This is a genomic window from Streptomyces sp. NPDC056231, assembly GCF_048270745.1.
Classification (GTDB): Bacteria; Actinomycetota; Actinomycetes; order Streptomycetales; family Streptomycetaceae; genus Streptomyces.
In genome coordinates, this window is the sequence record NZ_JBLVKW010000055.1 from 1 (window position 1) to 17,207 (window position 17,207).

The following is a 17,207-nucleotide window of genomic DNA, read 5'->3' on the forward strand; positions in this document are numbered from 1 at the left end:
CGGCGGTTCCAACCTTACCAGACTCTTTTTCGTTTCCGTTTCCGGTCCGAATTTGATTCCGGTGGCCTTTGGAGTGGCCTTTGCCTTTCGGCGGACCCGACTTTATCAGAAGTTCTGAGTCGGAATTTCCGACCCGCTCGGGGCTGCCACTGCGCACGAGTGCGCCGGCTGCTTCCCGGTCAGGCGGAGCCGTAAACGTACTGGAGCGGGGCGCCCGATGCAAATCGGGGGCCCCGCTCCGGAGTTCGCGCCTGTCGGAGGGTCAGACCTCGACGACGACGGGGAGGATCATCGGGCGCCGACGGTAGGTGTCGGATACCCACTTGCCCATCGTGCGGCGGACGAGCTGCTGCAGCTGGTGCGGCTCCATCACGCCGTCCTGGGCGGACTTGTTGATCGCTTCCTCGATCTTCGGTACGACGGCGCTGAATGCCGCGTCGTCGATACCGGAACCCCTGGCATGGATATCGGGGCCGCCCGTGATCTTGCCGGATGTGCTGTCGACCACGATGAAGACCGAAATGATGCCTTCGTCGCCGAGGATGCGGCGGTCCTTGAGGGAGGTCTCGGTGACGTCTCCGACCGAGAGGCCGTCGACGTAGACGTAACCCGCCTGGACCTTGCCGACGATCTTGGCCTTGCCGTCGATGAGGTCGACCACGACGCCGTCCTCGGCGATGACGATGTGGTCCTTGGGAACACCGGTAAGGGCGCCCAGTTCGGCGTTGGCCCGCAGGTGACGCCATTCGCCGTGCACCGGCATCAGGTTCTTCGGCCGGCAGATGTTGTAGAAGTACAGCAGTTCGCCGGCCGAAGCGTGGCCCGAGACATGGACCTTGGCGTTGCCCTTGTGGACCACGTTGGCGCCCCAGCGGGTCAGGCCGTTGATCACGCGGTAGACCGCGTTCTCATTGCCCGGGATCAGGGACGACGCCAGGATCACCGTGTCGCCCTGGACGATCCGGATCTGGTGGTCGCGGTTGGCCATCCGGGACAGCGCGGCCATCGGCTCGCCCTGCGAGCCCGTGCAGACCAGCACGACCTCGTCGTCCGGCAGGTCGTCGAGGGTCTTGACGTCGACGACCAGGCCCGCGGGGACCTTCAGATAACCGAGGTCGCGGGCGATGCCCATGTTGCGGACCATCGAACGGCCGACGAAGGCGACCCGGCGGCCGTACTCGTGTGCCGCGTCCAGGATCTGCTGAATACGGTGCACGTGGCTGGCGAAGCTCGCCACAATGATGCGCTTCTGGGCGTTCGCGAAGACCGTGCGAAGGACGTTGGAGATGTCCCGCTCGGGCGGTACGAAGCCGGGCACCTCTGCATTCGTCGAGTCGGAGAGGAGGAGGTCGATGCCCTCCTCGCTCAGCCGGGCGAAGGCGTGCAGGTCGGTGAGACGGCCGTCCAGCGGCAGCTGGTCCATCTTGAAGTCACCGGTCGCGACGGCCATGCCCGCGGGGGTGCGGATGGCGACCGCGAGGGCATCCGGGATGGAGTGGTTGACCGCGACGAACTCGCAGTCGAAGACACCGATGCGCTCACGCTGCCCTTCCGCCACCTCGAGGGTGTACGGACGGATCCGGTGCTCCTGAAGCTTCGCCTCGATCAGTGCGAGGGTCAGCTTGGAGCCGATGAGCGGGATGTCCGGCTTCAGGCGCAGCAGGTACGGGACGCCGCCGATGTGGTCCTCGTGGCCGTGCGTGAGGACGATGCCCTCGACGTCGTCGAGGCGGTCCCGGATCGTGGAGAAGTCGGGCAGGATCAGGTCGATTCCGGGCTGCTCCTCCTCGGGGAAGAGCACTCCGCAGTCGACGATGAGCAGGCGGCCGCCATACTCGAAGACCGTCATGTTGCGGCCGATTTCGCCGAGGCCGCCGAGCGGGGTGACGCGGAGGCCGCCCTTGGGGAGCTTCGGCGGGGTGCCGAGTTCGGGATGCGGATGACTCAAAAGACTCTCCTTACCACGCACGCCACGTACCGCTGAGGCACGTGGCGTGCATGTCATTCGTGCACTTGCTGTTCTCTGACGTCGCTCTTGTGGGTGTTCTTCGCTTATTCAGTTGTGAAGTCTGTGGTTACAGCTGTACCCCACCGGCGGCGAGGTCGATCTTGAGCTGGGCCGCTTCCTGGTCGGTGAGTTCCACCAGAGGGAGGCGCAGCGGGCCTGCGGGCAGACCTTGGAGCGCCAATGCGGCCTTGGTGGTGATCACACCCTGGGTGCGGAACATGCCGGTGAAGACCGGCAGGAGCTTCTGGTGGATCTCGGTGGCCTTCTGGACGTCGCCGCCGAGATACGCCTCGATGAGGGCGCACAGGTCGGGGGTGACGACGTGGCCGACGACGGAGACGAAGCCGACTGCGCCGACCGAGAGCAACGGGAGGTTCAACATGTCGTCGCCCGAGTACCAGGCGAGTCCTGACCGGGCGATGGCCCAGCTTGCGCGGCCGAGGTCGCCCTTGGCGTCCTTGTTGGCGACGATACGCGGGTGCTCGGCGAGCCGGACCAGCGTCTCTGTGTCGATGGGCACACCGCTGCGGCCGGGAATGTCGTAGAGCATCACCGGGAGACCGGTGGCATCCGCGATCGCCGTGAAGTGGCGGAAGATGCCTTCCTGCGGCGGCTTGTTGTAGTACGGCGTGACCGCGAGAAGGCCGTGGGCGCCGGAGCGCTCGGCCGTGCGGGCGAGTTCGATGCTGTGGCGGGTGTCGTTGGTGCCGATGCCGGCGACGACATGGGCCCGGTCCCCTACAGCTTCCAGGACCGCCCGTACGAGCTGGTCTTTCTCCGCGTCACTGGTGGTCGGGGACTCGCCGGTGGTGCCGTTGATGATCAGGCCGTCATTGCCTGCGTCCACCAGGTGGGCGGCAAGCCGCTGGGCGCCGTCGAGGTCGAGTGCGCCGTCCGCCGTGAAGGGCGTGACCATGGCGGTGAGGACCCGCCCGAAGGGAGTCTGCGGAGTGGAGATCGGAGCCATGGGTAACACGCTACTCGCTGCTCAGCGCCCGGTCGTCCCTCGGGGGGAGAGGGAGAGGAGCCCGGCACTGCCTGCTCGGGGGTTCAAGCAGTGCCGGGTCCGTTTGATCAGCCTAGATGAACTTCACGAAACGTCGCAATACGGACACCGCTTACGGGGCTACGCGTCCATTCTTGTTGAAGGCTGCATGGGTGAGCGGCATGAGCCGCGCCCAGTGCTCCTCCATCTGTTCGCCGACCATTTCGATCTCACGCTGCGGGAAGGACGGGACCTTCGCCAGCTCGTGCTGGGTGCGCAGACCGAGGAAGTGCATCAGCGAGCGCGCGTTGCACGTGGCGTACATCGATGAGAACAGGCCGACCGGAAGTACGGCCCGGGCGACCTCGCGGGCGACGCCGGCGGCGAGCATCTCCTGGTACGCCTCGTACGCCTGGCGGTACGAGTCCTCCATCACGCGGCCGGTGAGCTCCTGCTGGGCCGCGGTGCCCTCGACGAACTCATACTTGCCGGGGCGGCCCTGCTGGACGAGCTTGCGGGCCTCATCGGGAACGTAGAAGACCGGCTCCAGCTCCCTGTAGCGGCCCGATTCCTCGTTGTACGACCAGCCGACGCGGTGGCGCATGAACTCGCGGAACACGAAGATCGGTGCGCTGATGAAGAACGTCATCGAGTTGTGCTCGAACGGGGATCCGTGACGGTCCCGCATCAGGAAGTTGATGAGTCCTTTCGAGCGCTCCGGGTCCTTGGTGACCTCTTCGAGGGACTGCTCTCCGGCCGTGGACACACGGGCGGCAAACAGGACGTCGGAGTCGGCCGCGGAGTGCTTCACCAGCTCGACGGTCACATCGCTGCGGAAGCTGGGCTTTGCGGGCTCGGGGGTCTCGGTCACCGGCGGGGTCCTTCCAATTGCGTCGCTCGGGCGGCGCCCACTCTACGGGCCGCTACTGACAACGCGCCTCAGAAGCTCTGCCCGAGGATTTCTTCGGCGAATTCGGCGATTCGGGGCACCGAACGGGCCCGCCGTGCGTCTGACTCAATAGCATTGCCTCTATCAGAGTTCAAGGAGAGCTTCCTCATGTTCCGCCGGCGTGAAGCCGTCCCGTTCGCTTTCGTGGCCGAGGCCGACCGATTCCGCAGCAACGTCACCCCGCCGCCCCGGGAGCGCGCCACCGTCTCGCAGCTGGCGGCCCGCTCGCTCGTTGGGCTGACCGTGATCGCCGGTCTCGCCGGATCACTGCTCCTCGGCCTTCCCGCCCTTGCCCCGGAGCGGGCTCCGTCGCACAGCCAGCAGACCGAGGCCGCCCACCGCTGACTCGTACGGACCCCTGGGGTGGTAGGGGCAGGGGCCTGCTCGGTAGCCTCACCGGGCACAGCAATCGAGCATGCTTGTGAGTGAGGATCAGTCGTGCCCCTGCCCTTTCTGACGGCCGACCGCGCGTTTGACGCGAGCGCTGAGGACATTGCGCTGCCGTTCGACGACCACGACAGCTGGCGGCGCCCCTACCGCCCCGGGCCGTGGCGGGTCGCGGCTGCAGCCATCCTGTTGTTGCTCGCCTCGTTCGTGCTCATCGCGGGCATGGTCACCGCGTTTGCCGGGGCGATGCCCGGGGCTGCCCTGTGTGTCGGGCTCGCCCTCGTGGTGATCATCTGCGCCCTGCGACTGCTGCGGATGGGTGCCTGGGTGAGCCGGCACGGAGTGCGGCGAGTGGGCTTCCTGGTGACGACGACCGTGCCGTGGGACCGGGCCGCCACGGTCCGTACGGTGCAGCAGCCGGTGAAGTGGCTCGGATTCCCGCGCACCGTGCAGGGTCAGGCTCTGATCGTCGTACGGAAGGGTGGCCAGGCCGTGCCGCCGCTGCTCACCGACTGCAATGCGGACTTCCTCGGGCGGGGCGAGGCGTTCGACCGGGCCGCCGACACGATCGAGGCGTGGGGGGGCGAGTACCGGCGCGGTTGAGGGCTGTCCCGTCATTCCCTCCGCGGGCCTCCGGTATCCGGTTGCCCTCAGGCACGGAGAGCGGCGTCGAGATCGCGAATGATCTCTCCCACGCGCCCGCCTCCGGGAGGTGCGGCGGGCAGCCGGCCAAGCACCGCGGTGACCGCTGTTGGCGCATGATGACGCGCCCATACAAGGGTGGTCCTCGCGGTGGCACGCCGGCCTTCTTCGGATGCCAGCTCTTCTGCTCGTGCCGCATGCGCTGCCGCACCGAGAATGTGTTTCACCTGATGAGCGCTTGCCTTGGGATGAAGGTACGCAGCGGCGGCCGCGTGGCTCGCCGCTCGTGCCGCGTCGGCCGCAGCGGGTGAAGCGGCGTCGCGTGCCGCTCGGTAGGCCGCCCACGCGCTCTGCCGCAGAGCACCCGTGCGCCGGCCGCCCCCAGCGAAAGCGGGTGCTGCATAGATGGCGTCGCGCGGGCGCGTGTCGGCAGGAAGATTCTGTTCGAAGATCGACAGCGCCCTGCGCGCACAATCAGCCGCGTAGCCCGCGATCTCGCGGAGTTCGTGTTCGCTCAGCTCGATCCTGTCCGACTCAGTTGGCACGACTCCATCCTGCCGCAGGTCGCCGGGGGGCGTGAGGCACTCACTGCGTGCCGGGCCGGCGACACCCTCGCGGTGACCGAACTCGACACCCGTCCCGGCTGCGGCATGGACATGGCGGACGGCGGCCGGTTCTGTTCTCGGCCGCCGTACGCGCTCGAACGATGTCCTCAGCCGTCGGACGGGACGGAGGTGGCGGCCGAACCCGGTGCGCCCGTCGGCGTCGGGTTCATGTGCAGGGCGATGGCACGCTGCATGGCCTTGCGGGCCCGCGGGGTGTCCCGGGCGTCCTGGTAGGCGACGGCGAGGCGGAACCAACAGCGCCAGTCGTCCGGGGAGTCCTCGGTCTCCTCGCGGCGTCGTGCGAACACCGCGTCGGCCGAGTCGCGGTCGATACGGCCTCCCGCGGTACGGACCAGTTCGTCGACCGGCAGGCCGCCCTCGGCGTCCAGCTCCGCAGCGAGGGCGTTGGCCCTGCGGACGAACTGGGTGTTCTTCCAGAGGAACCAGATACCGATCACCGGCAGGATCAGCACCGCGATCCCGAAGGTGACCGTGAGCAGCGTGCCGTTCTCGATGAGGAGCACGCCCCGGCTGCCGACCAGGACGAAGTAGAAGACCAGGACGGCAGCGGTGACGAGATAAGTGATCTTTGCGCGCATGGCGGTGGGCTCAGTCAGTTGAGGTCGAGGAAGTGTTCCAGGCCGAAGGTGAGGCCCGGGGTGGTCGCCACGCGGCGTGCGCCGAGCAGGATGCCCGGCATGAAGCTGCTGTGGTGCAGGGAGTCGTGACGGATGGTGAGGGTCTCTCCCTCACTCCCGAGCAGCACTTCCTGGTGGGCCAGGAGGCCGCGGAGCCGGATCGCGTGGACCGGGACCCCGTCCACGTCCGCGCCGCGGGCGCCGTCGAGCGCCGTGGCCGTGGCGTCCGGCTGCGGTGCGCAGCCGGCCTTCCGCCGGGCCTCGGCGATCAGCTGGGCGGTGCGGGTGGCGGTGCCGGACGGGGCGTCGACCTTGTTGGGGTGGTGCAGTTCGATGACCTCGACGGACTCGAAGTAGCGGGCTGCCTGCTCGGCGAACTTCATGGTGAGGACTGCGCCGATGGAGAAGTTCGGCGCGATGAGCACACCGGTCTCCGGGGAGCCGGAGAGCCAGGTGTTCAGCTGCGCGAGCCGTTCATCGGTCCAGCCGGTTGTGCCGACGACCGCGTGGATGCCGTGCCGGACGCAGAAGTCGAGGTTCCCCATCACCGACCCGGGCGTGGTGAGTTCGACCACGACCTGGGCGTCGTTCTCGGCGAGGGTCTCCAGCCTGTCGCCTCGGCCGAGAGCGGCCACCAGTTCCATGTCGTCGGCGGCCTCGACGGCTCGTACGGCTTCCGATCCGATGCGGCCGTTGGCGCCGAGAACGGCCACGCGCAGCTTGCTCATTGCTCTGCTTCCTTACGGGTGGAGTTAGGAGACCGCTTCATCGAGGCGGCCGGCCTGCTTGTCCTTGAGCGGACCGATGACGGAGAGCGACGGTCGCTGTCCGAGGACTTCGCCGGCCACCGCCCGGACGTCATCGGGGGTGACCTGCGCTATCCGGGACAGCAGGTCGTCGACCGACATCTGCTCGCCCCAGCACAGCTCGCTCTTGCCGATACGGTTCATCAGCGCACCGGTGTCCTCCAGACCGAGGACGGTGGAGCCGGAGAGCTGGCCGATGGCCCGGCCGATCTCCTCGTCGCTCAGGCCGTCGGACGCTACCCGGTCGAGCTCGTCACGGCAGATCTTCAGGACGTCGTGGACCTGGCTGGGCCGGCAGCCCGCGTACACGCCGAAGAGCCCGCAGTCAGCGAAGCCCGAGGTGTACGAATACACGCTGTAGGCGAGGCCGCGCTTCTCCCGTACCTCCTGGAAGAGGCGGGAGCTCATGCCGCCGCCGAGGGCGGTGTTGAGCACCCCGAGTGCCCAGCGGCGCTCGTCGGTGCGGGCCAGACCGGGCATGCCGAGGACGACGTGGGCCTGCTCGGTCTTGCGGTTCAGTACCTCGACCCGGCCTGCGGTGCGCAGGGTGCGGGATCCCTGGCGCGGTGCGACCGGGACGGCGTCGGTGCGGGTCAGCGCGCCGGCGCGCTCGAAGGCCCGGCGGACCTGGCGGACGACGGTGGCGTGGTCGACATTGCCCGCCGCGGCGACGACCAGGTGGGTCGGGTCGTAGTGCTTCTTGTAGAAGCGGGCGATCTGGCCGCGGCTGAGCGCGTTGATCGTGTCGACGGTGCCGAGGACCGGGCGGCCGAGGGGGGTGTCGCCGAGCATCGTGTGCGCGAACAGGTCGTGCACGCAGTCGCCCGGGTCGTCCTCGGTCATCGCGATCTCTTCGAGGATGACGCCACGCTCGGCGTCGACATCCTCGGGGGCGATCAGCGAGCCGGTCAGCATGTCGCAGACGACATCGATGGCCAGCGGCAGGTCGGTGTCGAGGACCCGCGCGTAATAGCAGGTGTACTCCTTCGCCGTGAAGGCGTTCATCTCGCCGCCGACCGCGTCGATCGCGGACGATATGTCGAGGGCACTGCGCCGGTCCGTGCCCTTGAAGAGAAGGTGCTCGAGGTAGTGCGTCGCGCCGTTCAGCGTGGGCGTCTCGTCGCGTGATCCGACGTTGGCCCAGATCCCGAAGGTGGCGGAACGTACGGAGGGCAGGGTCTCGGTGACGATCCGCAGACCGCCGGGGAGGACCGTACGGCGGACGGTGCCGACGCCGTTGCTGCCCTTGAGAAGCGTTTGGGTACGGGCGACGGCCCGCGCCTCGAAGGAGGCGCGGGCCGTCGTCACGGAACTACGGGACGTCACTTGGCGGCGTCGTCCTTCTTCTCGTCCTCTTCGCCCTCGATCACGGGGATGAGGGAGAGCTTGCCGCGGGAGTCGATCTCGGCGATCTCGACCTGGACCTTGGCTCCGACCGCGACCACGTCCTCGACGTTCTCCACACGCTTTCCACCGGCGAGCTTGCGGATCTGCGAGATGTGCAGCAGGCCGTCCTTGCCCGGCATGAGGGAGACGAACGCACCGAAGGTGGTGGTCTTGACGACCGTGCCCAGGTAGCGCTCGCCGACCTCCGGCATGGTCGGGTTGGCGATCGCGTTGATCGTGGCGCGGGCGGCCTCGGCCTGCGAGCCCTGCTGGGCACCGATGTAGATGGTGCCGTCGTCCTCGATCGTAATGTCGGCGCCGGTGTCCTCCTGGATCTGGTTGATCATCTTGCCCTTGGGGCCGATGACCTCACCGATCTTGTCCACCGGGATCTTGACCGTGATGATCCGCGGGGCGTTCGGGGACATCTCGTCCGGGACGTCGATGGCCTCGTTCATCACATCGAGGATGTGGAGGCGGGCGTCACGGGCCTGCTTCAGCGCGGCGGCCAGGACCGACGCGGGGATGCCGTCGAGCTTGGTGTCGAGCTGCAGCGCGGTGACGAACTGCTTCGTGCCGGCGACCTTGAAGTCCATGTCACCGAACGCGTCCTCGGCACCGAGGATGTCGGTCAGGGCGACGTAGTGGGTCTTGCCGTCGATCTCCTGGGAGATCAGACCCATGGCGATACCGGCGACGGCGGCCTTGAGCGGCACACCGGCGTTCAGCAGCGACATGGTGGAGGCGCAGACCGAGCCCATGGACGTCGAGCCGTTGGAGCCCAGCGCCTCGGAGACCTGGCGGATCGCGTAGGGGAACTCCTCGCGCGACGGCAGCACCGGCACGATGGCGCGCTCGGCAAGTGCACCGTGGCCGATCTCGCGACGCTTGGGCGAGCCCACGCGGCCGGTCTCACCGACGGAGTACGGCGGGAAGTTGTAGTTGTGCATGTAGCGCTTGCGGGTCACCGGGGAGAGGGTGTCCAGCTGCTGCTCCATGCGGAGCATGTTGAGGGTGGTGACGCCCAGGATCTGGGTCTCCCCACGCTCGAACAGCGCCGAGCCGTGCACGCGCGGGATGGCCTCGACCTCGGCGGCGAGCGTACGGATGTCCGTGACGCCACGGCCGTCGATGCGGACCTTGTCCTTGATGACGCGCTCACGGACCAGCTTCTTGGTCAGCGCGCGGTAGGCACCGGAGATCTCCTTCTCGCGGCCCTCGAACTGCGGGAGCAGCTTCTCGCCGGCGATCTCCTTGATGCGGTCCAGCTCCGCCTCGCGCTCCTGCTTGCCGGCGATGGTGAGCGCCTTGGCGAGCTCGGTGCTGACGGCGGCGGTGAGCGCCTCCAGGACGTCGTCCTGGTAGTCGAGGAAGACCGGGAAGTCACCGGTGGGCTTGGCGGCCTTGGCGGCGAGGTCCGACTGGGCCTTGCAGAGGACCTTGATGAACGGCTTCGCGGCCTCGAGACCGGCGGCGACGATCTCCTCGGTCGGGGCCTCGGCGCCGTCCTTGACGAGCTGGATGGTCTTCTCGGTGGCTTCGGCCTCGACCATCATGATCGCGACATCGCCGTCCTCGAGGACGCGACCGGCGACGACCATGTCGAAGACGGCGTCCTCGAGCTCGGTGTGCGTCGGGAACGCGACCCACTGGCCCTTGATCAGGGCGACACGGGTGCCACCGATCGGGCCGGAGAAGGGCAGGCCCGCCAGCTGCGTGGAGCAGGAGGCGGCGTTGATCGCGACCACGTCGTACAGGTGGTCGGGGTTGAGCGCCATGACCGTCTCGACGATCTGGATCTCGTTGCGCAGGCCCTTCTTGAAGGAGGGGCGCAGCGGCCGGTCGATCAGACGGCAGGTGAGGACGGCGTCCTCGGAGGGGCGGCCCTCGCGGCGGAAGAAGGAGCCGGGAATCTTGCCGGCGGCGTACTGCCGCTCCTCGACGTCGACCGTGAGGGGGAAGAAGTCCAGCTGGTCCTTGGGCTTCTTGGACGCGGTGGTGGCCGACAGCACCATGGTGTCGTCGTCCAGGTACGCAACGGCGGAGCCGGCGGCCTGCTTGGCCAGGCGGCCCGTCTCGAAGCGAATGGTGCGGGTGCCGAAGGTTCCGTTGTCGATAACGGCCTCGGCGTAGTGGGTCTCGTTCTCCACTAGCGTTTTCTCCGATACATATCGTCTTCTCGCCCCCACGCCCGTGTGGCGGGGGACGGTAGCGGAGAAGCCCTCCATCGGCGGGCCGGTCTTCGATCGAAGCACCCGGGTTGCTGTGTCCGGGGGCCACTACCGAGGACCGGCGGCGGGGAGGCTGCTTCTCGCTCGTCTGCAGGACGTTCTGGGACCAGGTTACTGAGAATCGGCTCAGCTTGGCATTCCGGTCGTCCGGGCGAGCCGGACACGTCCCGTGCATACAGCAAAGGGAGCGGCTCCCTCAGTCGTGGGAACCGCTCCCTTCACGGCGTCTTACTTGGCGCCGCCGGCCGCACCGCGGCGGATGCCGAGGCGGTCGACCAGGGCGCGGAAGCGCTGGATGTCCTTCTTGGCCAGGTACTGCAGGAGGCGGCGGCGCTGACCGACCAGGATCAGCAGACCACGACGGGAGTGGTGGTCGTGCTTGTGGGTCTTGAGGTGCTCCGTCAGGTCCGAGATCCGGCGGGAGAGCATGGCCACCTGGACCTCGGGGGATCCGGTGTCACCCTCCTTGGTGGCGAACTCGGCCATGATCTGCTTCTTCGTAGCGGCGTCGAGCGACACGCGGTACTCCTCTTTGATGTTCGATGCGCCCGCGAGTGCCCCTGGTCTTGATCTCAGGGGGTCTTCCGTTACTCGGGGGCGAAGGTCCGATGAGCGCAGCCCTCAGGGTGATCCGGGAGCGCGTACACAAACGGCCGTCACACAGCGTACCAGGCCGGCGGAGCCGGGTTGCCTGGGGGCGGTGCCCCGGTGGCTCCCCGGCGCCACGGTGTCCTCGATCGCCGGACGCGCTTGCTTCTGCCCGGCTGAGCCGGGTTCGGCCGGGCCGGCCCGCAGGGTCAGCTGGTGAGGGCGCGGATCGAGTGGTAAAGATCGAAAACGGCGAGGCACAGAGGAATGAGTGTAAGGAGCACGCACGCTTCGGCGATCTCCAGGAAGCGCCCCCAGAACGGGGTGACGCCCCTGCGCGGCACGATCAGCCCTATGGCAGTGATCACGGCGGCGGCGCCCGCGACGGCTGCGGTGAGCCAGATCGTACGGATGTCGAGCGCGGTGCTGTCCCCCGCGACGGCCTCGCGCAGCATGTCGGCCGGCGGATTGAGGGACAGACCGAGGCCCAGGAGTACGAGTGCGCCGAGACCCGCCGCCAACGCGCAGCCGACCTGGGCCGTGTAGCGGAACAGGTGGGAGCGCATCAGCATGGCGACTCCGGTGGCGAGCGCCAGCAGCTGGCCCCGGACGCTGTCCGAGAATCCCAGGACGGCTGCGGCGCCCACAGCCACCAGCGCACATCCGCCGACCAGTCCGACGAGCAGTTCATGGCCGCGCCGCGCCTGGGCGGCAATGCGGTCGGCGTCGACCGGGCCCTGCGGCGCCGGTTCGGACGTCCCGTAGTCACCGGCGGTGGTACGGGGCGGCTCGAAGCCGATGGGGAGGCGGGCGAAGCGGGTGGAGAGACCGGGCAGGAAGGCGAGGACACCCACGGAGAGCGGGGCACACACCGCCGCGGTCTCGACAGGCTCCATGCCGGTCGTGATCGCGACGAAGGTCACCAGCAAGCCGATGGCGGCGGAGAACACGAACGCGACGAAGAGACCGTCCCCGCCGGGGGCCGCGATCATCAGGATCACAGCCACCACCAGTACGGCGGCACAGGCGAGCAGGAACTGCAGTCTGCCGATGCCCTGGCCCGCACCGAGCGACAGCAGCCCGGCGCCGGCGACCGCGGCGTTCGCGAGCGCGCCGATCCCCAGAGCCGTGGACGATCCCCGGTCGTCGTACACGCGCGCGCGTACGCAGGCAAGCGCGAGAGCGAGTACGGCGACGACAGCGGCAAGGACGCCGGGCAGGCCGTGCATGTCGTGCCGGGCGTCGGAGTTCCACAGCACGAAACCGAGCAGGACCAGCAGGAACGACCCGCCGAAGAGCCCTGCTCCGCGCATGAGGCTGTCGCCCCAGAGGGTGCGGTCCCGGGCAACGGCGGTGGCGACGGCGTCGGAGACGTCGTCGAAGACCGCGGGGGGCAGCGACTCGGAGAAGGGACGCAGGGACAGCAGTTCGCCGTCGAGGATGCGTTGACCGGCCAGGGTGCGACCGCTGTCGAGGACGGTGCCGTCGCGGCGTACCAGGTGATAGCCGACCGGAGCGCCCTGGGCGGGGCTCTGTCCCGACAGTCGGAGGATCTCCGGGTAGAGGTCTGCGACGGGGATGTCCTCGGGCAGCGCCACGTCGACGCGGCTGTCGGGCGCGACGACCGTGACCCGGCAGAAACCGGTTCCGTTGCCGGCCGGAACTCCGGGACCCGGCCGACCGGATCCGGTGGCTGCCGCTCGGGCCGTCATAGTCACCTGCTGCTCCCCCTCATCGTTCTTCTGAAACGAACCCCGGGAGCACTGACCTCGCTCGCGCCCCGATTGGCCGTTTCCTTGCGGTAGTTAGCGAATGCTTACTCGCGTCGCGACACCCTACCGCTCCCTGGTCATCCCGTACGCCAGTAGGATCCTCCCGCGGATGGAGCCCGTCGCCACGGGGGCGCCGATACGAACAGCTCTGTCCGGCAAGGGAATTGGTGAGCCGTGAGTCAGATTGTCGTCAAGCGCGCACCGCGGGCCCTGCCCTCCGAAGTGCCGGACGAACAGGTGCAGTTGCAACCCCCGCCCGAGCTGCCTCGCGGTCAGCAGGAGGGGATGATGATGCAGCTGCTGCCGATGCTCGGCATGGGTGGTTCCGTCGTCTTCTTCTTCATGACCCCGAACCCGATCATGCGCATCATGGGCATGATCATGATCGCGTCGACGATCGCCATGGCCGTTGCGATGATCGTCCGCCTCCGGCAGGGCACCCAGGGGCAGCTCGCGGACATGCGGCGTGACTATCTCAAGTATCTGACGCAGACACGACGCGCCGTTCTGAAGACAGCCCGCCAACAGCGCGACGCACAGTTCTATCTCCACCCGTCCCCGGAGCAGTTGTGGGCGCTTGTCGCCGAGGGCAGCCGGGTGTGGGAGCGCCGCGTCGGTGACGCCGACTTCGCGCAGGTGCGCATCGGCCTGGGCAGTCAGGAACTCGCCACGCCGCTCATCGCGCCCGAGACCGCGCCGGTCGATGAGCTGGAGCCGCTGACCGCCGGGGCGATGCAGCAGTTCTTGACGACCCACAGCACGCTGGACGGCCTGCCCATGGCGGTCTCGCTGCGCGCCTTCTACCACCTGACCATCAGCGGCGAAGCGGAGTCCGTCCGTTCCACGGCCCGTGCGATGGTCGGTGCGCTCGCCTCGCTGCACTCCCCCGAGGATCTGATCATCGCCGTCGCGACGGGCCAGGACGCTGTCCCGCGCTGGGAATGGGCGAAGTGGCTTCCGCACGTCCAGGCGCCGGACTTCGTCGACGGTGCCGGCAGCCGCCGCCTGATCACCACCAGCATCGCGGAGCTGGAGGAGATGCTCGCGGACCGGCTCGACGGCCGGCCGCGCTTCCAGCCCGATGGCCAGCCGCTCCTGGACCAGCCTCATGTCGTCGTCGTACTCGACGGCCAGTCCGTATCGCCGGTGTCGGCTCTCGCTGCGGCCGAGGGCCTCCAGGGCGTGACGGTCGTCGAGGTCGTGCCGGGTGAGGTCAACGGGGCACGCGGCGGCCTGTCCGTCGTGGTGCACCCCCATTCGCTGCAGCTGGAGTCCGAGCACGGGCTGGTCTACGACGGCGTTCCCGACCTGCTCAGTTACGAGGCCGCCGAAGCACTGGCCCGGCAACTGGCGCCGCTCCGCGCAGCCTCGGGCGGGGACGACGACGAGCCGCTGCTCGCCAATCTCGAATTCACCGATCTGCTGAACCTCGGTGACGCGGCCTCGATCGACGTCAGCAGGACCTGGCGGGCTCGCTCCCAGGCGGAGCGGCTACGCGTTCCGATCGGCGTGGGCGAGGACGGCAGTCCCGTGATGCTGGACCTCAAGGAGGCAGCGCAGGAGGGCATGGGACCGCACGGCCTGTGCGTCGGCGCCACCGGCTCCGGCAAGTCCGAACTACTGCGTACGCTCGTCCTCGGCCTTGCCGTCACCCACACCTCGGAGACACTCAACTTCGTCCTCGCGGACTTCAAGGGCGGTGCCACCTTCGCCGGTATGGCACAGATGCCCCACGTCGCAGCGGTGATCACCAACCTGGCGGACGATCTGACGCTGGTGGACCGCATGGGCGACTCCATCAGCGGTGAGCTCAACCGCCGCCAGGAGATGCTGCGGGACGCGGGCAACTACGCCAACATCCATGACTACGAGAAGGCACGCGCCGCGGGAGCCAAGCTGCAGCCCATTCCCTCCCTCGTCCTGGTCATCGACGAGTTCAGCGAACTGCTGACCGCCAAGCCCGACTTCATCGAGATGTTCGTGCAGATCGGGCGCATCGGCCGTTCGCTGGGCGTCCATCTGCTGCTGGCCTCGCAGCGCCTCGAAGAGGGGCGGCTGCGCGGTCTGGAGACCTATCTGTCCTACCGGATCGGCCTGCGCACGTTCTCGGCCGGTGAGTCCCGTGCGGCGCTGGGCGTGCCCGATGCCTACCACCTGCCCAACGTCCCCGGTTCCGGCTACCTGAAGTACGGCACGGACGAGATGGTGCGCTTCAAGGCCGCGTACGTCTCCGGGGTGTACCGCTCGGGCGCCGAGGCGGCCGTGTCCTCCGGACCACTGCCGGTGGACCGCAGGCCGGTGGTGTTCACGGCGGCTCCGGTGCCGGTGCAGTACGTACAGCCGAGCCCGCAGACCGGGGCCTCCGTACCCGACGCGCGTACGGCGGAGGACGACGCCCTGGCGGACACGGTGCTCGATGTGATCGTGCGGCGGCTGGAGGGCCGGGGCGCCGCTGCGCACCAGGTGTGGCTCCCTCCGTTGGACAACCCGCCGTCGCTGGACGAGCTCCTGTCGGGGCTCTCCGCGGTCGAGGGCCGTGGGCTGACCCAGCCCGGATTCGAGGGTTCGGGCCGTCTCGTCGTTCCCCTGGGTGTGGTCGACAAGCCGTACGAGCAGCGGCGCGACACGCTCTACCGGGACTTCTCCGGGGCGGCAGGCCACATGCAGATCACCGGTGGCCCGCAGTCCGGCAAGTCCACGCTGCTGCGCACACTCATCGCGGGCTTCGCACTTACCCACACGCCCCAGGAGGTCCAGTTCTACGGACTCGACTTCGGTGGCGGCGGCATGGCTTCGGTCTCCGGTCTTCCGCACGTCGGTGGGATCGCCTCCCGGCTCGACCCGGAGCGGGTGCGGCGTACGGTCTCCGAGGTGTACGGGATCATGGCACGGCGTGAGGAGTACTTCCGCAGCGCGGGCATCGACTCCATCGCCACCTTCCGCAGGCTGCGGGCGCGCGGCGACATCTCGGTCACGGACCAGCCGTGGGGCGACGTCTTCCTGATCATCGACGGCTGGGGCAACTTCCGCACGGACTACGAGGGCCTGGAAGCGGCGGCCGTGGACATCGCGGCGCGCGGCCTCGGATACGGCATCCACCTGATCGTCACGGCGTCGCGTTCCATGGAGGTCCGGGCCAACCTCAAGGACCACCTGATGAACCGGCTCGAACTGCGGCTCGGCGACGTCATGGACTCCGAACTGGACCGCAAGGCCGCGGTCAACGTGCCGGCCGGCGTGCCCGGTCGTGGTCTCACGCCGGAGAAGCTGCACTTCATGGCCGCGGTACCGCGGATCGACGGCATCAACTCCGACAGCGACCTCTCCGAGGCAACGGCGGCCATGAACCAGGAGGTCGCCCGGCACTGGACCGCGGCTCCCGCCCCGGCGGTCCGGCTGCTGCCCCGCGAACTCCCGGCGCACGAGCTCCCCGCGGGGTACGCGCATCCGGAGCGGGGCGTCGCGTTCGGTATCGACGAGAACAACCTGGAGGCGGTCTTCCTCGACTTCGAGCGCGACCCGTTCTTCCTGGTGTTCGGCGAGAGCGAGTCCGGGAAGTCCAATCTGCTGCGGCTGCTCATCAAGCAGCTGACCGAGAGGTACGACGGGAACGTCTGCAAGTTCTTCGTCATCGACAACCGGCGAGCGCTCCTGGACGTCACCCCTGCGACGCACCTGGCGGAGTACGTGCCCATGTCCAACAACATGGAGCACCACATGGACGCGCTGTACGACCTGATGAAGCGCCGCACACCGTCGCCGGATGTCACGGCGCAGGAACTGCGCGAACGCAGCTGGTGGAAGGGCCCGACGGTGTACGTGGTCGTCGACGACTACGACCTGGTCTCCACGTCCAGCGGGAACCCGCTGGCCAAGCTCACGGAGATGCTGCCGTTCTCACGTGACGTCGGCGTCCGGTTCATCATCGCCCGTAGCACGGCAGGGGTCGGACGGGCCCTGTACGAGCCGTTCATGCAGCGCATCATGGAGCTGGGCGCACAGGGCCTGATGCTCTCCGGCGACCCCATCGAGGGGGATGTCCTCGGCAACGTACGACCGCGCCCGATGCCCCCGGGGCGCGGGGTCTTCGTGACGCGGCGGCGGGGGAATCCGCTGGTGCAGTCCGGGCTCATGGCCGCGGAGTAGCACCGCGTGCGTGGTGGGCGGGGCGGGCCGGTGCGGCTGTTCCTCCACGCCTCGTACTCCGCGC

The 17,207-nt window shown here is 68.4% G+C and carries 13 protein-coding genes; 3 read left to right on the forward strand and 10 right to left on the reverse strand.

The features are described from left to right. Positions 1-262: 262 nt before the first annotated feature. The 3 genes from ACNPQM_RS31020 to thyX form a co-directional block, all read right to left on the reverse strand. Positions 263-1,948, reverse strand: coding sequence for a ribonuclease J (locus ACNPQM_RS31020; protein ID WP_418086572.1), 1,686 nt, complete (start codon positions 1,946-1,948; stop codon positions 263-265). 127 nt (positions 1,949-2,075) lie between these two features. Then, the gene (dapA, locus tag ACNPQM_RS31025; RefSeq protein WP_358860034.1) at positions 2,076-2,975 is read right to left on the reverse strand and encodes a 4-hydroxy-tetrahydrodipicolinate synthase; all 900 of its coding nucleotides are present in this window, start codon (positions 2,973-2,975) and stop codon (positions 2,076-2,078) included. A gap of 151 nt (positions 2,976-3,126) precedes the next feature. Beyond that, on the reverse strand, positions 3,127-3,864 hold the full coding sequence (gene thyX, locus ACNPQM_RS31030; RefSeq protein WP_358860035.1) for an FAD-dependent thymidylate synthase: 738 nt from the start codon (positions 3,862-3,864) through the stop codon (positions 3,127-3,129). 186 nt (positions 3,865-4,050) lie between these two features. Between thyX and ACNPQM_RS31035 the strand changes: the two genes are divergently transcribed. Then, the gene (locus tag ACNPQM_RS31035; RefSeq protein ID WP_418086573.1) at positions 4,051-4,287 is read left to right on the forward strand and encodes a hypothetical protein; all 237 of its coding nucleotides are present in this window, start codon (positions 4,051-4,053) and stop codon (positions 4,285-4,287) included. A 93-nt stretch (positions 4,288-4,380) separates the two neighbouring features. Next, complete coding sequence (locus ACNPQM_RS31040) at positions 4,381-4,932, forward strand: hypothetical protein (protein WP_418086574.1); 552 nt, start codon at positions 4,381-4,383, stop codon at positions 4,930-4,932. Positions 4,933-4,979: 47 nt separating this feature from the next. Here ACNPQM_RS31040 and ACNPQM_RS31045 read toward each other — a convergent pair whose 3' ends face one another. The 7 genes from ACNPQM_RS31045 to eccD form a co-directional block, all read right to left on the reverse strand. Continuing rightward, on the reverse strand, positions 4,980-5,516 hold the full coding sequence (locus tag ACNPQM_RS31045; RefSeq protein WP_418086575.1) for a putative immunity protein: 537 nt from the start codon (positions 5,514-5,516) through the stop codon (positions 4,980-4,982). Between the two features lie 167 nt (positions 5,517-5,683). After that, positions 5,684-6,175 carry a hypothetical protein gene (locus ACNPQM_RS31050; RefSeq protein ID WP_418086576.1) on the reverse strand — a complete coding sequence of 164 codons (492 nt, stop codon included), beginning with the start codon at positions 6,173-6,175 and terminating at the stop codon, positions 5,684-5,686. Between the two features lie 14 nt (positions 6,176-6,189). Continuing rightward, the gene (dapB, locus tag ACNPQM_RS31055; protein WP_418086577.1) at positions 6,190-6,942 is read right to left on the reverse strand and encodes a 4-hydroxy-tetrahydrodipicolinate reductase; all 753 of its coding nucleotides are present in this window, start codon (positions 6,940-6,942) and stop codon (positions 6,190-6,192) included. A 24-nt stretch (positions 6,943-6,966) separates the two neighbouring features. Continuing rightward, a complete protein-coding gene (locus ACNPQM_RS31060; protein WP_358860041.1) occupies positions 6,967-8,346 on the reverse strand; it encodes a M16 family metallopeptidase in 1,380 nt (459 codons plus the stop codon). Continuing rightward, complete coding sequence (locus ACNPQM_RS31065) at positions 8,343-10,556, reverse strand: polyribonucleotide nucleotidyltransferase (protein ID WP_358860042.1); 2,214 nt, start codon at positions 10,554-10,556, stop codon at positions 8,343-8,345. Before ACNPQM_RS31065 ends, ACNPQM_RS31060 begins: the two co-directional genes overlap by 4 nt. A gap of 309 nt (positions 10,557-10,865) precedes the next feature. Further along, on the reverse strand, positions 10,866-11,156 hold the full coding sequence (gene rpsO, locus ACNPQM_RS31070) for a 30S ribosomal protein S15 (RefSeq protein ID WP_189546018.1): 291 nt from the start codon (positions 11,154-11,156) through the stop codon (positions 10,866-10,868). Positions 11,157-11,434: 278 nt separating this feature from the next. Beyond that, the gene (eccD, locus tag ACNPQM_RS31075; RefSeq protein ID WP_418086598.1) at positions 11,435-12,937 is read right to left on the reverse strand and encodes a type VII secretion integral membrane protein EccD; all 1,503 of its coding nucleotides are present in this window, start codon (positions 12,935-12,937) and stop codon (positions 11,435-11,437) included. 234 nt (positions 12,938-13,171) lie between these two features. On the opposite strand from eccD, the gene eccCa reads away from it, so the two are divergent. Then, a complete protein-coding gene (gene eccCa / locus ACNPQM_RS31080; protein WP_418086578.1) occupies positions 13,172-17,143 on the forward strand; it encodes a type VII secretion protein EccCa in 3,972 nt (1,323 codons plus the stop codon). Positions 17,144-17,207: the final 64 nt, after the last annotated feature.

Excerpts from the sequence above, each read along its gene's own strand:
- ACNPQM_RS31035 (WP_418086573.1), top strand. The coding sequence starts at position 4,051 with ATGTTCCGCCGGCGTGAAGCCGTCCCGTTCGCTTTCGTGGCCGAGGCC.
- dapB (WP_418086577.1), bottom strand. The coding sequence starts at position 6,942 with ATGAGCAAGCTGCGCGTGGCCGTTCTCGGCGCCAACGGCCGCATCGGA.
- dapA (WP_358860034.1), bottom strand. The coding sequence starts at position 2,975 with ATGGCTCCGATCTCCACTCCGCAGACTCCCTTCGGGCGGGTCCTCACC.
- ACNPQM_RS31050 (WP_418086576.1), bottom strand. The coding sequence starts at position 6,175 with ATGCGCGCAAAGATCACTTATCTCGTCACCGCTGCCGTCCTGGTCTTC.
- eccD (WP_418086598.1), bottom strand. The coding sequence starts at position 12,937 with ATGACGGCCCGAGCGGCAGCCACCGGATCCGGTCGGCCGGGTCCCGGA.